Genomic DNA, 18,360 nt, shown 5'->3' on the forward strand with positions numbered 1-18,360 from the left:
GCATGACAGAAAAGTTAATCACGCAGCGGCGGGTGTACTTTCCTCTGCGCTGGTTGCCGCGCCAGCAGGCGCTGCGGCTGGGCATTCTGATGTTGCTGGTGTGGATATTAGTGGCGCTGCTCAGCCCGTGGATCGCGCCATTTGACCCGGTTGCGCAGGATGCATCCGTGACGTTGTCACCGCCTTCATTCGCCCATCCGTTTGGCACGGATAACTTTGGCCGCGACATCCTTTCCCGCGTGATGTGGGGCGCACGGGTGGATCTGCAAATTTGTCTGATTGGCGTCATTTTCCCGTTCACCTTCGGCACGCTGGCGGGGGCATTTGCCGGTTATCTCGGCGGCGCGGTGGACACCGTCTTTATGCGGGTGATCGACGTGGTGCTGGCGTTTCCGTTTCTGGTGCTGATGCTGTCGATCATCGCCATTCTCGGGCCGGGGCTGGGCAGTTTTTATATCGCGATGGCAATGGTCGGCTGGGTGTCGTATGCCCGTCTGGTGCGGTCGCAGGTGCTGACGCTGAAACACCGGGATTTCATTCTGGCGGCGCGCAGCCTCGGTTACAGCCACCCGCGCATTTTACTTTTACACCTGCTGCCCAACGCACTGACCAGTTCGCTGGTGTTCTCAATGTCCGACTGCGTGCTGGTGTTACTCAGCGGCGCGTCGGTGAGTTATCTCGGCCTTGGTGTTCAGCCGCCCGTTGCCGAATGGGGCGTAATGGTTGCCGAAGGCCAGAGTTTTATTACCACGGCGTGGTGGATAACCACATTTCCCGGCCTGGCCATTGTGGTGCTGGCGATGAGTTTCAGCCTGCTGGCCGACGGGCTGGGCGACAAACTGGGAGAGCGGCCATGACGTTATTGCAGGTGTCCGGTTTAACCATTGAAGACCGGCAGGGCGTGGCGCTGGTGGACAGGCTCTCGCTGACGCTGAACGCGGGGGACATTCTCGGGCTGGTGGGCGAAAGTGGCTCCGGAAAAACGCTGAGCTGCCGCGCCATGATGCGGTTGCTGCCTGGCGAAGGGTTGAACATCCGCGCGGGAGAAATTCGCCTGAATGGCACAGATCTGCTGACGCTGAGTGACAAACGCATGACCGCCGTTCGCGGGCGTGAAATCGGCATGATTTTCCAGAACCCGGCCAGCCATCTGAATCCGGTGATGAGCATCGGTCAGCAAATTGCCGAAAGCCGCAGGCTGCATTTCGGGGCCAGCCGGCGCGACGCGCATTTGCAGGCGGTGGAACTGCTGCGTCAGGTCGGTATTCCTGATCCGCAGCGCCGCGCAGATAACTATCCGCATGAGTTTTCCGGCGGTATGCGCCAGCGCGCGATGATCGCCGTGGCGCTGGCCTGCGAACCCAAAATGCTGATTGCCGACGAACCGACTACGGCGCTGGACGTCACCGTGCAGATGCAGATTTTGCGGCTGCTGCGCGATCTGCGCGACAGGCTGGGCATCGCCATTATTCTAATCACCCACGATCTCGGCGTGGTGGCGCAAACCTGTGACCGCATTGCGGTGATGTATGGCGGCCGCCTGTGTGAAACCGGCGAAAAACGTCAGGTGCTGGCACAGGCGCAGCATCCGTACACGCGCGGGCTGATTGATTGCCAGCCCGCCAGCGACGGCGGCAGCGGACGAATGATCACGCTGCCCGGCCAGCCGCCGGTGGCGGCTCGTTTCCCCGCGGGCTGCCGGTTTCATCCGCGCTGCGCAAGGGCATCCGCACAGTGCCGTGCCGCCCAGCCCGCCATGGTTGCGGGCAGTCACGCGACGGCCTGCCACCATCCGCTGACCCACGGGAGAGAAAATGAATCTTCCATCTGAACTGAGTTCGCAGCCGTATCCGCTGCTGGAAGTTGAGGATCTTTCCGTGACGTTTCCGGTTTCCGGATTTGGCCTGAAAAAGCGCCACGTTCAGGCGGTGAACGGTGTGTCTTTGCACATTCATGCGGGTGAAACGCTAGGGCTGGTGGGCGAATCAGGCAGCGGCAAAAGCACGCTGGGCCGGGCGATGTTGCATCTGGAAACGGCCAGTGCCGGACGGGTGCGTTTTCGCGGGCAGCTGATCACCGACGGCGTCAGGCCCGATATCGCCCGTCTGCGCCAGCAAACCGCGATGATTTTTCAGGATCCTTACGCCTCGCTAAACCCGCGCCAGACGCTGGGTGAAAGCATCAGCGAAGTGTTGCGGGTGCACCAGAAAGTCGCGAAAGCGCACATCGCGGGGCGGGTGAGTGAACTGCTGATGCGCGTGGGCCTCAGCCCGGAACACGCCGCGAAACGGCCACAGGCGCTGAGTGGCGGACAGTGTCAGCGTGCCGGTATCGCCCGCGCACTGGCGATCGAACCGCGTCTGATCGTGGCGGATGAATGCGTGGCTGCGCTGGATGTGTCGATTCAGGCGCAAATCATCAACTTACTGATGGATCTGCGCGAAAGCATGGGGCTGGCGATCCTGTTTATCGCGCACGATCTGGCGATTGTGCGCCGCCTGTGTGACCGCGTGGCGGTGATGTACCTCGGGCGCATTGTCGAAAGCGGGCCGACGCACACGGTGTTTACTGCGCCGCGCCATCCTTATACCGCTGCGCTGGTGGCGGCGATCCCTGAAATCGACCCCGACCGGCCGCTGCCGGAGCATCCGTTACAGGGAGAGCCGCCTGGCCCGGTTTCTCTGCCTGCGGGCTGCGCTTTTCATCCTCGCTGTGCCTTTGCGCTTGCCGCGTGCAGGCAAGGCGCGGCACCAGAAACCCGGCATATTGCCGATCATGCTTTCGCCTGTGTGCTTGACGGCCACAAACGCGAAGGCGTCTATCCGATGACTGAAGGAATGTGACATGAAGCAAAAGCATTTTAACGTTGTGGCCGCCGGGGTGCTGCTGGCGTTGAGCCTGGTCAGCGAAATGGCGCAGGCGGCGGGAGTTTTAACCATCGGTCGTCGTGAAGACAGCACCACATTTGACCCGATCAAGTCCGCGCAAAACGCGGATAACTGGGTGTTCTCCAACGTGTTCGATCCGCTGGTGCGGGTCGATAACACCGGCACCAAACTGCTGCCGGGGCTGGCGGAGAGCTGGACGATTTCGCCGGACGGCAAAACCTATACGCTGAAATTGCGCGACGCGAAGTTCTCTGACGGCACGCCGGTCACCGCTTCCGATGCGGTATTCAGCCTGACGCGTATCCGCGATGATGCCGGTTCCATGTGGAAAGATTCTTACAGCATTATTGAAAGCCTTAAAGCGCCCGACGCCCGTACGCTGGTGATCACCCTGAAAACCCCGTCGGCGGCCTTTTTATCGCAACTGGCACTGCCTAATGCCTCGGTAATTTCTCAGCAGGCCTTCACCAAACAGGGCGCGGATGATTTTGCCGAGCATCCGGTGGGTTCCGGCGCTTTCAGTGTGAAAGAGTGGACACGCGGCGAAAAAGTCGAGCTGGTGAAGAACCCGTATTACTGGGACGCCGCCAAGGTAAAACTGGACGGCGTCGAGTGGCTGACGTTGCCGGATGATAATACCCGTATGCTGAAGGTGCAGGCGGGAGAGCTGGATGCGGCGCTGTCGATTCCGTTCTCGCGCATCGCCTCGCTGCAAAAAGACCCGAAACTGAGCGTGGAGCTGGACACCTCAACCCGCGAAGATCATCTGCTGATCAACCATGCCCACGGCGATCTGGCAAAAGTGGAAGTGCGTCAGGCGCTGGATTTCGCGATTGATAAGAAATCCATTATCGACACCGTGACCTTCGGCTACGGCAAAATCGCTAACTCCTACATTCCTGACGGCGCGCTCTATCACTACGCCGCTAACCTGCAACGCCCGTACGACCCGGAAAAAGCCAGACAGCTGCTGGCGGCGGCCGGTGTCAAAAATCTGACCCTGAAATACCTGGTCAACGCCGGGGATGAAGTGGACGAGCAGATCGCGGTTCTGCTGCAACAACAGCTGGCAAAGGCGGGCATCACCGCCAGTCTGCAAAAGGTGGATCCGAGCCAGAGCTGGGACATGCTGGTGGCGGGGGATTACGACATTTCTGTGATGTACTGGACCAACGACATTCTCGATCCGGACCAGAAAACCACCTTTACGCTGGGGCATGATTCCAACAACAACTACATGACGCACTACCACAACGAAAAAGTGAAAGCGCTGGTTGCGGCTGCGCGCGTTGAAATGGATCCGAAGAAGCGTGAACAGATGTATATCGATTTGCAGAAAATGGCGAAAGCCGATGTGAACTGGATTGATCTCTATTACAGCCCGTACCGCAACGTGACCCGTAAAAATATCAAAGACTTCCATCAGAATCCGTTAGGCCGTTTCACGTTAGAGGAAACGGTGAAAGAGTAATTTTTGCCACACCAGGGAAAATAAGTAGTACTTAAAAAAGTCAGTCTGTACCCCCCTTAGCCCACTTTCGAGTGGGCTTTTTCGTGTCAGGTATCTGCCTTTGCGCACCCTGTGCAGGGTAAATCATTCATCAACGGACCGGCTGACACCCCTTGCTTTTGAGCGGGTGCTCAAGTACCTTTCGCGCTTGAGCAAGTGCTCAAAAACTTCAGAGGCTTTTATGTTTTCCCACAACCGCTGGCTGATCCTTGCCATTGTCACCAGTACACTTTTCCTGATCATCATTGATATGACGGTCTTATACACCGCACTGCCGCGCCTCACGCTGGCTTTGGGTGCATCGTCCTCGGAAAAATTATGGATAGTGAATGCCTATCCGCTGGTCGTCGCGGGGCTGTTACCCGGCGCGGGAATGCTCAGCGACCGGCTGGGCCACAAAAATCTGTTTATGTGCGGGCTGCCGGTGTTTGCGGTGGCGTCGCTGTGCGCGGCGTTTTCCACGTCCGCTGACATGCTGATCGCTTCGCGCGTTTTCCTGGCGGTGGGGGCGGCAATGATGATGCCTGCAACGCTGGCAATCGTGCGCCATGTGTTTACCGATGAGCGCGAAAGGGCGCTGGCGATCGGCATCTGGTCCGCCGTTGCCTCCGGTGCCGCTGCGCTCGGCCCGGTGATCGGCGGCGTATTGTTAGAGTATTACTGGTGGGGTTCGGTATTCCTGATTAACGTGCCGGTTGTGCTGGCCGTTTTCCCGTTCGCGCTGGCGCTGATCCCGCGTGGCAAAGGCAATAAACAACGGCCTTGCGATTTTATCGGCTCCGCACTGGTGATGGCGGGGCTGGTCGGGGTGATTTACGCGCTCAAAGAGCTGAGCCATATCAACTCTTCATGGCTGGTGATCGTCTGCGCGGCGGCCGCAGGGGTGATATTCCTCGGCTTCTTTGCCAGAAGACAGCAGCGGGCCTTGCAGCCGATGATCGACTTCTCGCTGTTCCGTAACCGGGCGTTTGCCTGTGGTGTGGGGGTTGCCATCACGTCAATGATTGCGCTGATCGGCATCGAACTGGTGCTCAGCCAGCGGTTGCAGCTGGTACTCGGGCTGTCGCCGTTTATGGCCGCCATGTTTATTCTGCCGATCCCGGTCGCCTCTGCGCTGGCCTCACCGCTGGCGGGTATGCTGATCCCGCGAGTGGGTGTGCGCAGGATAATGGTTGGCGGTTTTGCGCTGTCGGCGCTGGGGATTGTGATGCATGCGCTGGTGTTTGATGCCGGAACCTTACTGCAACTCATCAGCCTGTTCATTCTCGGTTTTGGTCTGGGCGGTGCGGTAACGGCAGCCTCGACGTCCATCATGCTTAACGCACCGGAAGACAAAGCCGGCATGGTCGCCGCTATCGAAGATGTGTCGTGGGAAATGGGCGGCGTGCTGGGCGTGACCTTGCTGGGCGGCCTGATGACCGCGGTTTACAGCCGCAGCCTGGAACTGCCGGCAGGGCTGGTAACCGGTGATGCCGCGTATGACAGCCTCGACGAAGCGCTGGCGCTGGCCAGCCATCTCAGCCCTGAACACGCGTCCTTGATCAGCAGCCTCGCCCGTGCTGCGTTCGACCAGGCCTTTATGGCCGTGCTGGTGTCGGCTGCCCTGCTGGTGATCGCCACCGTGATTGTGGTGAAAATCGTATTACGTAAGTCGTTGGGCGCACGTCTGCCTTCCTGATAAAATGCGGGCAAGAGCGGTTGCTCAGGGCCAGCACAGGATGGATGATGAAAGAAAATCAGGAGGCGTTAAGGGCTAAAATTCTTGACGGTGCCATCAGTCTCTTTATCGAAAAGGGGATTGAGAAAGTGACGACGCGCGAACTGACCGAGCACGTGGGCATTTCGCGCAGCCATATTTATCACTATTTTCGTGACTGGCAGACGCTGTGCATTGAAGCGTTATCGGTGGTGATGCTGGCGGAACTGAAAGAGTTCACCGCAGAAATTGCGACGCTGCATCCGCAGGAAAAATTGCATACGCTGGTGCGTAATTATCTGCCGGATACGCAGGGTGATATCTGGCAGCTTTATGGCTCGCTGTGGCAACTGGCGGCGCATAACGAGGCTTATGCCGAACTGGCGCGGCTGATGGTGCATAAGTGGCTGGAACTGCTGGCGGAAATTATCCGCGCGGGGATCGAGGCAGGGGTTTTCCGGTCGGCCAACGCAGACCGGGTCACCCGCCAGCTTTCCGCGATCATGAATGGCTATTCCGATCAGCTGATCGTCATGCCTTCTGCCGAAGCCCGTCAGGAAGCGATGGACGATATTCTGGATTTTGTGGCGCTGGTGCTGGAGAAATAACCCCTTTCCCAGGCGGTTTCTTCTGGCGCAGTGGCCCGGAACATCGGCTTCGGGCAGCCACTCATTTCTGAGCCGACATCCCCTTCCTGATGAACTCTTTTAGCACTCTTCCGGCAGATTCAATATGCCGGAAGGTTTCCTGCCGTGCCGCCTCTGCATTGCCTTCCCGGCACGCATTAAGAATCAATTCATGTTCGTGCTGAAATGCCTGAGTGTCTGAAAGCAGTCTGCGCTGAAAATGTTCGTACCTTTCTATCTGATTACGTAACTCGTCGATCATCGCCAGCAGGCGCTTATTTTGACATCCGCGGTACAGCAGACCGTGAAACTCACGGTTGTGCTCTCCTTGCCTGTCGGCGTCTTCGGCATTCCCGAGCAGTGTGTGCGTGAGTTCCGTTCTGGCCAGCGTTTCGGCATCCATATTCTGCACGCTGCTAAATATCGCTTCCCCCTCCAGTAAAGCCCGCAGTTCATAAATCTCAGCGATATCCTCAACAGACAGTGTTCTGACCACCGCCCCGCGGTTTCTGAAAATATCCACCATGCCTTCCTGCTCCAGCAGACGGATAGCTTCCCGCATCGGAACACGGCTGACAGCAAACTGGCTGGCCAGATCCCTTTCTACCAGCCGCGAGCCATCAGGCAGCGAGCCATTGTTAATCATCTTCCTGAGTGATCCGGCAAGCATTTCGGCGGTGGACTGGGGTTTCAGCATCATCATTTTCTCCTGTACATTATGGAATAATGGTATACCATTTTTGGCATTAAAGGGAGAACTATCCGTCTCCACCCCTCAGTATCCCCACTTAGCAACGACAGGAGCACCGGCTATGGCACATCGCGAGCATCATTATCAGGTCAACATTGAATGGACAGGCAACAAGGGGCGCGGAACAGAATCCTATAAGGCTTACAGCCGCGATTATGAAATTTCAGAAGGGAAGAAACAAAGCATTGCCGGTTCATCAGACCCGGCATTTCTGGGTGATGCCACGCGCTGGAACCCTGAAGACCTGCTGGTAGCTTCGGCTTCAGCCTGCCATCAGCTCTGGTATCTGCATTTATGCGCCGAGGCGGGTATCAGTGTTGATTCTTATATCGATAAGGCTGAAGGGGTCATGACAGAAGGTGAGAAAGGGTGTTTCACGAGTATCACACTCAAACCTGACATTGCGATCCGTGCCGGGGATGATATTCAGCTCGCGAAGGATCTGCATCACCGCGCACATGAACTGTGTTTTATCGCGAATTCGCTGAACTTCCCGGTACTGTGTGAACCGGTGATTAGGTATTGTTCAGCGTCTTAACGGGCGGCAGAACGCCATGCTAAAAAAGAGTCCGGCACAGTGCCGGACTCTGTTCACTCAATGACTTCTCATTCCCGCCGCAAACATCAGCAGGTGAAACGCCGTTGCCACAACAAATAGCGCCAGCACGCTGCCGCCCCAGATGACGGCCATCCAGCCGACGCGTTTCCAGAACGGGGCTTTGGTGATGACGTTGTCATCCATCTTTTGAATCAGATTCATCAGGTTACTCCTCAGTGATAACCCTGATCCGGTGTGACTTTCCCGCGGAACACGTAGTAGCTCCAGAAGGTGTACACCAGAATAATAGGGATGATGAACAGGGCGCCGACCAGAATAAAGCCCTGACTTTGCGGAGGTGAAGCCGCTTCCCAGATGGAAATGGACGGTGGAATAATGTTCGGCCAGATGCTGATACCCAGACCGGTATAGCCCAGGAACACCAGTGCCAGCGTCAGCAGGAACGGCGCGTGGTGCGCATTTTTGCTGATGGCGCGGAACATCCACGCAGAAACCAGCACCACCAGCACCGGGACCGGCAGGAACCAGTAAAGGTTAGGACGCGAGAACCAGCGGGTGGCGATGTCGCTGTGAGAGAGCGGTGTCCACAGGCTGACCGCCGCCGTCACCAGCAGGAATACCACCAGCAGCGGTTTGGCGATCTTATGCATCGCTTCCTGCAATTCGCCTTCGGTTTTCATAATCAGCCAGGTGCAGCCAAGCAGGGCGTAAGCCACCACCAGCGCGAAACCACAGAACAGCGTGAACGGCGTCAGCCAGTCCAGCGCGCCACCGGCATAAGTGCGGTTTACCACCGGGATACCGTTGATCACCGCGCCCAGCACCACGCCCTGACAGAACGTCGCCAGCACGGAACCGCCGATAAAGGATTTATCCCACACGTGGCGTTTGGCCGGGCTGGCTTTGAAACGAAATTCAAAGGCCACGCCACGGAAGATCAGGCCGAACAGCATCAGGGTCAGCGGGATGGTCAGCGCATCCAGAATGACCGAGTAGGCCAGCGGGAATGCGCCGTACAGCGCCGCGCCGCCGAGCACCAGCCAGGTTTCGTTGCCGTCCCAGACCGGTGCAACGGTGTTCATCATCACGTCACGGTCGTGCTCTTTTTTCACCAGCGGGAACAGCAGACCGATACCCAGGTCGAAGCCGTCCATCACCACATACATCATCACGCCGAAGATGATGATCAAAAACCAGATCAGCGGCAAGTCGATACCCATTATCAAGCTCCCTTAGTGTCGTCGGTCAGTGATTCTTTGATGGCAGACAGCGGACGCGCAGGCGTGCGGTGCTGGCCCGGACCGCCGTGGTCAACGCTTTCGCCCTCATGCGCCTGCGGCCCTTTGCGGATCAGACGCATCATGTAGCCGTAACCGACACCAAACACCGAGCAGTAAATGACGATGAACAGGATCAGGCTGACGCTCATTTGCAGCACGTTATGGTTGGATACCGCGTCTTTGGTGCGCAGCAGGCCATACACCACCCACGGCTGACGCCCCATTTCCGTGGTGATCCACCCCGCCAGTAACGCCAGCAGACCGGAAGGCCCCATCAGAAAAGCAAAGCGCAGGAAGGCTTTAGAGGTATACATTTTGCCGCCGCGACGCAGGATAAGGCTCAGCACACCCAGCAAAATCATCAGCATGCCGAGGCCAGCCATGATGCGGAAGGTGTAGAAGATGACGGATGAGTTCGGGCGGTCTTCTTTCGGGAACGATTTCAGCGCCGGGATCTGATGCGTCAGGCTGTGCGTCAGGATCAGGCTGCCCAGATACGGGATTTCAACCGCGTAGCGGGTTTCTTCACGGTTCATGTCCGGATAACCAATCAGCACCAGCGGCGTCGGTTTGTTGTCTTTATTTTCCCAGTGGCCTTCAATGGCGGCGATTTTAGCCGGCTGATATTTCAGCGTATTCAGGCCATGCGCGTCACCCAAAAATGCCTGAATCGGCGAGACGATCAGCGCCATCCACATCGCCATCGACAACATGGTGCGGATTGCCGGTGTATCGCGACCGCGCAGTAAATGCCAGGCCGCCGCAGAACCGACGAAGAAGGCGGAAGCGAGGAACGCCGCTGTGGTCATGTGCATTAAGCGGAACGGGAACGACGGGTTGAAGATGATCTTCATCCAGCTGACCGGAACGACCAGATTGTTAACAATCTCATAGCCCTGCGGGGTCTGCATCCAGCTGTTGGAAGCGAGGATCCAGAACGTCGACATCAGCGTGCCGAGCGCCACCATGCAGGTGGAGAAGAAGTGCAGGCCGGGGCCGACGCGGTTCCAGCCGAACAGCATCACGCCGAGAAAACCTGCTTCCAGGAAGAAGGCGGTTAACACTTCGTAGGTCAGCAGCGGGCCGGTAATGCTGCCGGCAAACGAGGAGAACATGCTCCAGTTGGTACCAAACTGGTAGGCCATCACCAGGCCGGACACCACGCCCATACCGAAGTTAACGGCAAAAATCTTCGACCAGAAATGGTACAGATCGCGATAAGCCTCTTTTTTGGTTTTTAGCCACATCCCTTCGAGAACCGCCAAAAAGCTGGCCAGCCCGATGGTGATTGCGGGAAAAATGATGTGAAAAGAGACGGTGAAGGCAAACTGGATCCGGGCCAGTTCAAGCGCATCAAGACCAAACATAACAACCTCTTTTTGTGCGTCAGGTATTCCTTTCAAACACAGGCACCGGCACGGGAACCGGCGATGTCTGACATTCGCAGGTGAAGTCTTGAATGAAAGGAAAGTACAACGGGGTTTTGCGAGAGGGCGATTTAAACACAATGAACAAAGGCATTAACAGGGACGGTTTCGCAGGGAAAGTAGTCGCTGAAACACTTTAGCGGCGGTTAAAACGCCGGGGCAGAAAAACTAAATGAGAGGGAAACGGGCAGGAGGGGAATTATCCACAAAAAGTCAGAGGTCATGTTGTTGCATTGATCTGGATCAAAAAGTTTTGATGTTTTTCAAATGTAATTTCCCTGCATCCTGTAATGACTTGTTGTGTGCAAAATTGGTAACAAGAAAGTTAAATCAGCAGGGGCCTCAGCGCATTCTGATTTTAATGCAATGTAAATTTATGTCATCGATTTAGGTGATATCGGCATCAAAAGGGGTAACGGTTGTAGCATTTTTTTACATTTGCGCGGCTGGTTCAGTGAGTGCTGCTAAAAAAAATGACGCCCGAAGGCGTCATGGTAGTAAACCCGCAATCATTTCGAAAAAGGCATCTTCATCGAATGCACCACCCGGCCCGGTGGGGGCGTTTGCCGGGCGCCAGGTCCAGTGGCTGACTTCGCCCGCCCGCATAAACAACCTGCATAAGACACTGATGTGGCCCTGATCGCTGAGGCTGGCTTCCACACAGCCTGTCACGCCATGCCCATACAAAAAGACAGGCGTGAATTTCACCAGTTTATCTTCGTATTGCAGCCGGATCCCCGGAACGCTGAAGGATTTGCCTCCCATCAGAAGTTCTACCAGTGAGACATCGGTGCGTTCAACGCGGATGCCGGTGCCCGTCAGCCACTCTTCCATGTTTTCCTGAAGCAGGTTCATTCGTTCCCGGAACTCGGCAATATCCGCCTGACCTTTATTGGCAAATGAGCCGCTGCGCGGCTGACTGTCTTGCAACTTCTTTAAAAACCGCTCTTTTGCTGACATACATCCTCTGTAATTCAAAATGGCTCATCATCACATGTTTTGCTACTGCGACAGCGCCCGTGCTTCAGTGAGCCCCGTTATCCTTTTTATCGGCTGCTGGCGGGGTTTGCGTCAGCAACGCATAGCGGTTCAGCAACTGCGTGAACTGGTTATCCAGCTGCATGACCAGCTGCGCAGACGCGTCCTTGTTTTGCTGTTTTGCCTCGGCAAGTTTGCGCAGCGATTCTTCGACCGGCGGTGAGCTGTTCAGCGCCTGCTGGATAGCAAACACGGAGGATTTAAGCTGTGAGACGGTCATGTATTTGCCGCGTTGTTCATCGAGGCCGTTGAGTTTGTCTGCCAGTTGCTGCAACTGGGTGTTGGCCGCGTTCCAGCCTGTCAGATTTTCCAGCGGGAAGGCACGGGCGTTAAGGTTATCCGTCCATTCCTGCGCCAGGCGTTTTGCCGCCGGATTGTCCGGCAACAGCACCTGTGTCTGATGTACCAGCTGCGCACCGGTATCCTGCGCCCAGACCGGCGACAGTGCAGCCAGTTGGCGGGTTTGCTGCTGCGTTGCGGCAATAATCTGCGGGGCTTCTCGGCGCAGCATCTCAGCCTCGCGATGTTTAAGCGCATTGAGTGACGGCGCATTCAACGGTTTCGGCATCCCCTTTAAGGTCGCCATCAGTTGCTCGCTGGTGGAAGGCGAATAAAAGGCGTTGATGCCCGCCTTCACGCCGCTGCCCGCCAGCACGGTGATCACCACACCGGCGATAAATCCTTTCCATTGGATTGGGCGCTGAGGTGCCGGTGGCGGGGAGATCACCACCTGCGGCGTAACGGGTTCAGCCTGCGCGACATACACCCAGGGCTCGGATGCCTTGTGGGACCGGTCATCAGGTGTCAGGCTCGCCGTTGCCGGAAGAACCACCGGTGCATCGGTAGTGGCATGCATGTTCTCCAGCCGCACCGCCGCGCCGTGCATGATCGTAATCAGCGAAGCAAGCTGGCTGGCGTGTTTCAGTTCAAGGCGTTGCAGGGCATCACATAATGAAGTGATCAGTTTTTCTGCCTGATAGATTTGCGGCAGATCGCCATATTCCAGCGTCATGCTGCGCAAAATCTGCTGCAGCCGCTGGCTCAGACCCGTGAGGATTTCCATACGCGCGTGAACCGGCTGCGGCCAGAGTCCGGGCCACTGACGGGAGATCAGCGCCTCGAGGATCGCCAGTCCTTCATTCAGCCCGGACAGCCCGACAAGCTGCGTTCTGGCCTGCGTATACCAGGATGCGGTTTGCAGCTCGATACCGTTTTGCTGGAACAGGTTCAGACACAGCTGTTCGACTCTCTTCCAGTTCACATCAGGGCGCGCCGGATGGGTTAATTTGCTGAGCTCTTCGCGTAAAACGGCGTAATCAGGCAGCGCACGCGGGTCGCCCCCGGTGCGCAGCTGGCGTTCAATAGACATGGTTGTTTTCCTTAACTGACGTAATTCTGCTGTTTCATGTGGCGCATCAGCACCCGGCCTTCCGGCATAAATTCTGTGCCGAAACGCACTAAGCCGAGCTCTTTCAGCTCGGCGTCGATGGCGTATTCCAGATGTCCTGGTGTGGATTGCGGCAGTAAAATAACGTGCAGTTTTTTGATGCGTGGCTCGTACTTAAGCAGCGTCTCCGACAGGACGTTCAGCAAGGAATGCGCCGTACCCGGCATACCTTGCAGGATCTTACTCATGTCCGGCAGGCCGTAATCCGGCAGATGGCTGAGGGTGCCGGCGCGACAGTTAAGAATGCGCTGCATGTTATCGAGCACGGAGAGGATCACCTGATCCTCTTCACTGACATTATGCAGGTCGAGGCCGCCGGCAAAGTTGCCAGTGAGGATTTCATAAAGAGAGGGGGATTTTGAGTTCATTCGCAGTTAAAGTCCTTTCTTAAGCACAAAGCACTGCCGCGCGCGCAGGATCAATTGAAACCAATCCGGCGAGTAGCGTATCCATTTCGAGGATAAGTTTTGCTTTATCAGTATCGCCACGCTGGAATTGCATTCTCAGCAGTTTGAGTCGTCGTGCTTTTACTTCAAATAGCAGGGCGGGCTCCCATTGTTTCAGCGTGAGGCTATTTCCTGTGCTGTCCAGTTCTCCAAGTAAGTGGAGTGCCATTTCATTTTTTCCATATTGTTCAGCAACACGAGCCATGAGTAGCCGTATTAGCCAACGCTGGCGGGGTGTAGTGATCCCCGGGCGAATCTGCAACCAATTGAGTGCAGCTTCAATACCTTCACTGTCTGCCTGCGCCAGTGCTTCGGTTTCAAGCTGAAGAACATCTTCATCGCCACTTGCAGAGACTGCATTGGGTTCAGATTGCCATCGCCCGTCATTGTCCTGAATATCACGAGCGATCCAGCCTGCGGTCACTTCGTCGGCAAAGGGTGTACCGTCACTGTAGGCGAGCGTTTCGATTCCCGGTAAACGAAGCAACAATAACCGCAGATCCTGCTCGATAAATTCTGCCCAGCTATCATAAGGCGCCCCCGACTTGCTGAGTGCCTGGTGCAAGTACCATTGGATATCCAGCCAGAAATGGTTCACGCCTTCAGTAAACATCCTATCTGCATTTTCCAGTAATTCGCTCCAGCTTTGTTGCAGATACAGGCGTTTGAGTTGGGCACGGTAATCAGTACGGGGTGGTACCAGGCGAGTACAACCTTTAGCGTCCAACGGAGGGAGTTGGTCGACGGTGTCCCAGCGTATTGTAGTCATCAACCGGTGTCCTGATAGCCAGCCTTGTGGCTGGTCTCGCAGGTACTGAGCTAACGCCTTAGCCTGATCAAGTAACTCACGACCAGACTGTATTACCTTTAAGGACGGCATGTCCGGCGATATGGAGCGCGAATCAGACGTTGCCTGACCGCCGCTGTTTTGCGGAACAACGGCATCGAAGCCACCGGACTGGGCCAGTCGGGATTCAAGGGCATCATAAAGACCGCCCAACTGTGGTCGGTTTGCGTCTTCCCATGATGTAATAACTTCTTCAAACAGGGTGAGTGCAGCCAAAATGCGTTCAAACTTTGGCTTATCGACTTCGGGATAAAGCGAAAGGCTATCGAGGACTTTACTGCCTCCCAGCCACTCCAAGGCAGCCCGCCGGCTATTTTTTCGTGATGGCAACAACTGGTCACCATAGCGAGAGACCAGTCCGCTCAACAGTTCCAGCCCTTCGGCCAGACCCGATTCGCCGTCGCGATGCAATCGTGCCCAGAGGTAATAAGTGGCTACCCTTACGTCTTTGCATACGGTGGTCAGTAATTTCTCCGCCAGTTGGCACACCAGTTCTGTATCTGCGCCTGAAAGCTTATTAACTTCTTCACGCATACGTTGAAAGTCATCGTCATAACCGGGATCTTCACCAGTTGCGTTATCGCTGCTAACCGGGTTTAGCCATTTTTCCCACAGCGCCGTTTGCACTTTGGCCTTTTGCATCAATATATCCGGGTTTTCCTGTGGGCATAGCGCTAACAGGGTGTGTAATGTGGCCATGGGACATTCCTTTTCGTTATGGCATTTTTAATGTGGCGGGGCTGGGAAATACAAATTTCTGGATTAAAAATTGAAACCTTTTCAAACTCTATTTCGGAGTTGAAAACTCCTATTTCAACAATGGCTATTGTTTTTTAGGATGAGCAATAGTCCATACCTGTGGTTTCTTTTCAACGTAGAAAGTAAATCGATGAAAGCTTTTAGTTGATTAAAGTCTCTTTCTCCGGCCAGCTATACAATTCTTCCGGTAATCCTTTCGGGAAAAAACCTTCCGGCGGCACATCGATAAATTCGCCTTCAACCCGGCGGATAAGGGTCCAGCCGGTTTTTGCCCACTGAGACTCGAGCCAGCAATACTCCTTTTCACCTGTTTCTGAATCCACCCAGTTACTGCGTTTGGTACCTTGCCTTGCAGAGGCCGTTTGACCATAGTCTTCAGGAATAAATCTTGCGGGTGCAAAATTAATATCCGGCAAATAGAATCCTGTTTGGGTTGGAACGTCACCGGACTCAATACGTACAGATTGATCTAATTCATAACGAGGAGTTTTTTTAGGCAACTCAGATTTATCGTACATTGTATTTATATACGTCAAATCCCCCTCATCCCATGCACCTCTCAGCGAATCAGAAAGTCTACTTTCTAATTTTGATGCAATAGTTTCTAACTGGGAAATAACTAGGATTTCTTCTTCAGTCATCCATCCATTCCAAAACTCAACAATACCTTTGCTAATATTGCTCATAGCATGGCCGATATCGAATGCTTTGATGTCGTTATGTGTTCGTAGAATATAAGCTTTCATGTAACGTTCTTTCATCGGTCTGATATTAGGCATTACGCGCGATTCCCATACTATATCAGCCTGCTGCCATTGGGGGAGCTTGCGGGTATTAAGCGGCATTTCACTTTTATATCTTGCCAGGGCTTCTTCATGGGCATCTATATAGGCAATGATGGCATCACGGGTTTCGGCATAATGATCTGCTGAGATAAATTTTTCTAAAAAGTAACATTCCTGCGGATGTAAAATACCCATTATTCTTTCCCTTTGAATTAATCCGTCACTTCCTAATGAAAAACAGTAACCGGTTTAAATCAAAACCGGTTACTCGCCCAAAAGTCATTCAGCTGTTTATAAAAACGCTGCCCTTATCATCCCGCTCCAGCAGTGACCAAAGCGCACGATGAAGCTTGCCTTCTTTGTCTTCATATTCCGGCAGGGCTTGGCCTTGTCTGACATGAACATAATGCAAACTGCCGTCGATAAAGGTGCCCCAGCGGCCCGAGTGCGGGCTGGTTTCACCGCTGTATGCGGTGATACGCGCTGGTTCAGCGTGTTCGTCCGGCAATAATTTCGGGATGGGTAATTTATCGCTCGCTTCGTCAAAGCGCGCATACCATTTCATGGAGGATTCTTTATTAAACTGATGGTTATCCTCCATTGAATAGAAGTGCAGACTGTTATGACCATCCTGACGTATCAGGCGGATAATTTGATTCACCTTGACTAAAAGTGACGGTAAGCCTTCGTCATTAATTTCACCGAGTCCCGGAGGCTGTTGACCGGCTTGTAAAATCAGCCCCTGATTGTAGGACAAGATAGCGATTTCAGGAGTGTCTGCTACCATTCTGTTAACAAAAGATACCCCTCCCAGCTTTTCAACCCACCTATTCCCCAGGATGGTATACCAGCAAGCTCCTTTAATACCTTCAACTGCATCTCCGCCTTCAAGCATACCGATCGAATCTACCATCACACCGGGGAATCGTTGTGCCAATGAATACTCATAAGGGAACATGCGATGAAACTCCTGAGGAAGGGAGAAAGATATTCCTGCATAACCGCTTTCAACCTCGAATTCATTACAAAGCCAGAGCAGCCAGTCTTGATAGCGCAGTGAACCATCCTCTTCTTTCAAAAGACTCAATGGAAAGGTCAGTTTGATAACAGAGCGATCATTTTCATTATGGAAAATGCGCTTTCCCATAATGGATATCGCGTAATCTGGTGCAAGATAGTCCTCGGCAGCACTGGTCAGATGCCATGAAAAAATTTCTTCCGGTGTAAAATCAATGATTTCCCGCTTTTTTGTGGCATAATTTTTTTCGGTTATTCCGACCCAACGACCATTCATTTGCTTTTTCAATAAATCGCCAAATTCTTTATAAAAACGGTCAACACAGCCAACCATTTTTTGACGCACTTCAGGTGTATGCCCATTGCGAAAAAATACGGTAATGATCAGCCCCAGCCCAACTGCAGGGCGTCCGTCCTGATAATTGACGGTGGCATCTGCCAGCCAGCGCTCGATGTAATTTAAGTCCATTTTAATTTCCTTATTATTGTGCTGCGACCGCTGCGGTGCCGGCACCCACGGCCAGTACGGTAGCCAGCGATTCCCATGCCATAATGGCCAGCCTGATAATCAGTAAAAAAGCCGCTACCAGGGCTTCCGGTATGCCTAACATTACCACCACCGCACCGATGCCAATGGCAACCAAAATCACCCCCACCGTTTTAGCAACGCTGGTCAGCACCTGTACCCAGTCAATTTGTTTCAGGGTTACCAGCGTCAGGTCAGTGGCTTTTTGAATGCCCGCCCAGGCGGCTCTGAGTTGTTCATCCGTCCAGAAAGAGAGTTTTTTACCTGTTTTACTTACCCTCTATCCAGGCACCCCTTAATGTTATTGACAGACGCTTATCAAGTTTACTGGCTTTGGATTCGAGAGCAGATATTTGTTCTATTTCATATTCGGTCATCCAACCATTCCAAAACTCTACGATCCCTCTACTGATGCTACTCATAGCATGGCCAACATCGAATGCTTTGATGTCCTTATGAGTTCGTAGAATATAAGCTTTCATGTAACGTTCTTTCATCGGTCTGATATTAGGCATCACGCGATTTTCCCATACCATATCGGCCTGCTGCCATTGAGGGGGTTTTCGGGAATTAAGCGGCAGTTCACGTTTATATCTTTCCAGGGCTTCTTCATGGGCGTCGATATAGGCAATAATGGCATCACGGGTTTCGGCATAATGTTCTGCTGAGATGAATTTTTCTAAAAATTAACATTCCTGTGGATGTAAAATACCCATTATTCTTTTCCTTTTGGATTTATCCGTCACTTCCTTGTTAAT

The 18,360-nt window shown here is 54.2% G+C and carries 18 protein-coding genes and 1 pseudogene; 7 read left to right on the plus strand and 12 right to left on the minus strand.

The features are described from left to right. Positions 1-2 precede the first annotated feature (2 nt). The 6 genes from ACQZQY_RS24760 (at position 3) to ACQZQY_RS24785 (ending at position 6,702) form a co-directional block, all read left to right on the plus strand. Positions 3-857: an ABC transporter permease gene (locus ACQZQY_RS24760; RefSeq protein WP_056780184.1), complete on the plus strand. Its 855-nt coding sequence runs from the start codon at positions 3-5 to the stop codon at positions 855-857. Next, positions 854-1,831 (plus strand): ABC transporter ATP-binding protein, encoded by a 978-nt coding sequence (locus ACQZQY_RS24765; RefSeq protein ID WP_431297474.1) that lies wholly within the window; start codon positions 854-856, stop codon positions 1,829-1,831. Before ACQZQY_RS24760 ends, ACQZQY_RS24765 begins: the two co-directional genes overlap by 4 nt. After that, entirely contained in the window at positions 1,815-2,843 is a 1,029-nt protein-coding gene (locus ACQZQY_RS24770) for an ABC transporter ATP-binding protein (RefSeq protein WP_122096745.1), read from the plus strand. The genes ACQZQY_RS24765 and ACQZQY_RS24770 overlap by 17 nt, the downstream gene beginning before the upstream one ends. A 1-nt stretch (position 2,844) precedes the next feature. Then, positions 2,845-4,359 (plus strand): ABC transporter substrate-binding protein, encoded by a 1,515-nt coding sequence (locus tag ACQZQY_RS24775; protein ID WP_217203073.1) that lies wholly within the window; start codon positions 2,845-2,847, stop codon positions 4,357-4,359. Positions 4,360-4,579: 220 nt separating this feature from the next. Further along, the gene (locus ACQZQY_RS24780) at positions 4,580-6,076 is read left to right on the plus strand and encodes an MFS transporter (protein ID WP_431297475.1); all 1,497 of its coding nucleotides are present in this window, start codon (positions 4,580-4,582) and stop codon (positions 6,074-6,076) included. A gap of 47 nt (positions 6,077-6,123) precedes the next feature. Further along, the gene (locus tag ACQZQY_RS24785) at positions 6,124-6,702 is read left to right on the plus strand and encodes a TetR/AcrR family transcriptional regulator (RefSeq protein ID WP_056780083.1); all 579 of its coding nucleotides are present in this window, start codon (positions 6,124-6,126) and stop codon (positions 6,700-6,702) included. 61 nt (positions 6,703-6,763) lie between these two features. Here ACQZQY_RS24785 and ACQZQY_RS24790 read toward each other — a convergent pair whose 3' ends face one another. Then, the gene (locus tag ACQZQY_RS24790) at positions 6,764-7,420 is read right to left on the minus strand and encodes a GntR family transcriptional regulator (RefSeq protein WP_431297518.1); all 657 of its coding nucleotides are present in this window, start codon (positions 7,418-7,420) and stop codon (positions 6,764-6,766) included. A gap of 112 nt (positions 7,421-7,532) precedes the next feature. Here ACQZQY_RS24790 and ACQZQY_RS24795 point away from each other — a divergent pair, with 112 nt between their 5' ends. Next, a complete protein-coding gene (locus ACQZQY_RS24795) occupies positions 7,533-8,009 on the plus strand; it encodes an OsmC family protein (protein ID WP_183849586.1) in 477 nt (158 codons plus the stop codon). 57 nt (positions 8,010-8,066) lie between these two features. Here the strand turns inward: ACQZQY_RS24795 and ACQZQY_RS24800 are convergent, their stop codons facing one another. From ACQZQY_RS24800 to ACQZQY_RS24850, 11 genes and pseudogenes are all read right to left on the minus strand, one after another. After that, positions 8,067-8,231: a DUF2474 domain-containing protein gene (locus tag ACQZQY_RS24800; protein WP_082465766.1), complete on the minus strand. Its 165-nt coding sequence runs from the start codon at positions 8,229-8,231 to the stop codon at positions 8,067-8,069. An 11-nt stretch (positions 8,232-8,242) separates the two neighbouring features. Beyond that, the gene (gene cydB / locus ACQZQY_RS24805; protein ID WP_136374751.1) at positions 8,243-9,250 is read right to left on the minus strand and encodes a cytochrome d ubiquinol oxidase subunit II; all 1,008 of its coding nucleotides are present in this window, start codon (positions 9,248-9,250) and stop codon (positions 8,243-8,245) included. Positions 9,251-9,252: 2 nt separating this feature from the next. After that, a complete protein-coding gene (locus ACQZQY_RS24810) occupies positions 9,253-10,677 on the minus strand; it encodes a cytochrome ubiquinol oxidase subunit I (RefSeq protein WP_056780090.1) in 1,425 nt (474 codons plus the stop codon). 549 nt (positions 10,678-11,226) lie between these two features. Beyond that, positions 11,227-11,697: a hypothetical protein gene (locus tag ACQZQY_RS24815; protein WP_431297476.1), complete on the minus strand. Its 471-nt coding sequence runs from the start codon at positions 11,695-11,697 to the stop codon at positions 11,227-11,229. Between the two features lie 64 nt (positions 11,698-11,761). Next, a complete protein-coding gene (locus tag ACQZQY_RS24820) occupies positions 11,762-13,144 on the minus strand; it encodes a VasL domain-containing protein (protein ID WP_431297477.1) in 1,383 nt (460 codons plus the stop codon). Positions 13,145-13,155: 11 nt separating this feature from the next. Next, on the minus strand, positions 13,156-13,590 hold the full coding sequence (gene tssE, locus ACQZQY_RS24825) for a type VI secretion system baseplate subunit TssE (RefSeq protein ID WP_431297478.1): 435 nt from the start codon (positions 13,588-13,590) through the stop codon (positions 13,156-13,158). A gap of 19 nt (positions 13,591-13,609) precedes the next feature. Then, positions 13,610-15,214: a type VI secretion system protein TssA gene (gene tssA / locus ACQZQY_RS24830; RefSeq protein ID WP_431297479.1), complete on the minus strand. Its 1,605-nt coding sequence runs from the start codon at positions 15,212-15,214 to the stop codon at positions 13,610-13,612. 200 nt (positions 15,215-15,414) lie between these two features. Then, on the minus strand, positions 15,415-16,254 hold the full coding sequence (locus ACQZQY_RS24835; RefSeq protein ID WP_431297480.1) for a type VI secretion protein ImpA: 840 nt from the start codon (positions 16,252-16,254) through the stop codon (positions 15,415-15,417). Between the two features lie 88 nt (positions 16,255-16,342). Beyond that, positions 16,343-17,545, minus strand: a complete 1,203-nt coding sequence (locus ACQZQY_RS24840) for a DUF3396 domain-containing protein (protein WP_431297481.1) — start codon at positions 17,543-17,545, stop codon at positions 16,343-16,345. A 13-nt stretch (positions 17,546-17,558) separates the two neighbouring features. Next, the gene (locus ACQZQY_RS24845; RefSeq protein WP_431297482.1) at positions 17,559-17,756 is read right to left on the minus strand and encodes a hypothetical protein; all 198 of its coding nucleotides are present in this window, start codon (positions 17,754-17,756) and stop codon (positions 17,559-17,561) included. A gap of 121 nt (positions 17,757-17,877) precedes the next feature. Further along, positions 17,878-18,273, minus strand: a pseudogene (locus ACQZQY_RS24850) (type VI secretion protein ImpA); the annotation flags it as partial. Between the last annotated feature and the right edge of the window lie 87 nt (positions 18,274-18,360).

The sequence above is a fragment of the Rahnella sp. PAMC25559 genome (assembly GCF_050632365.1).
GTDB lineage: Bacteria > Pseudomonadota > Gammaproteobacteria > Enterobacterales > Enterobacteriaceae > Rahnella > Rahnella rivi.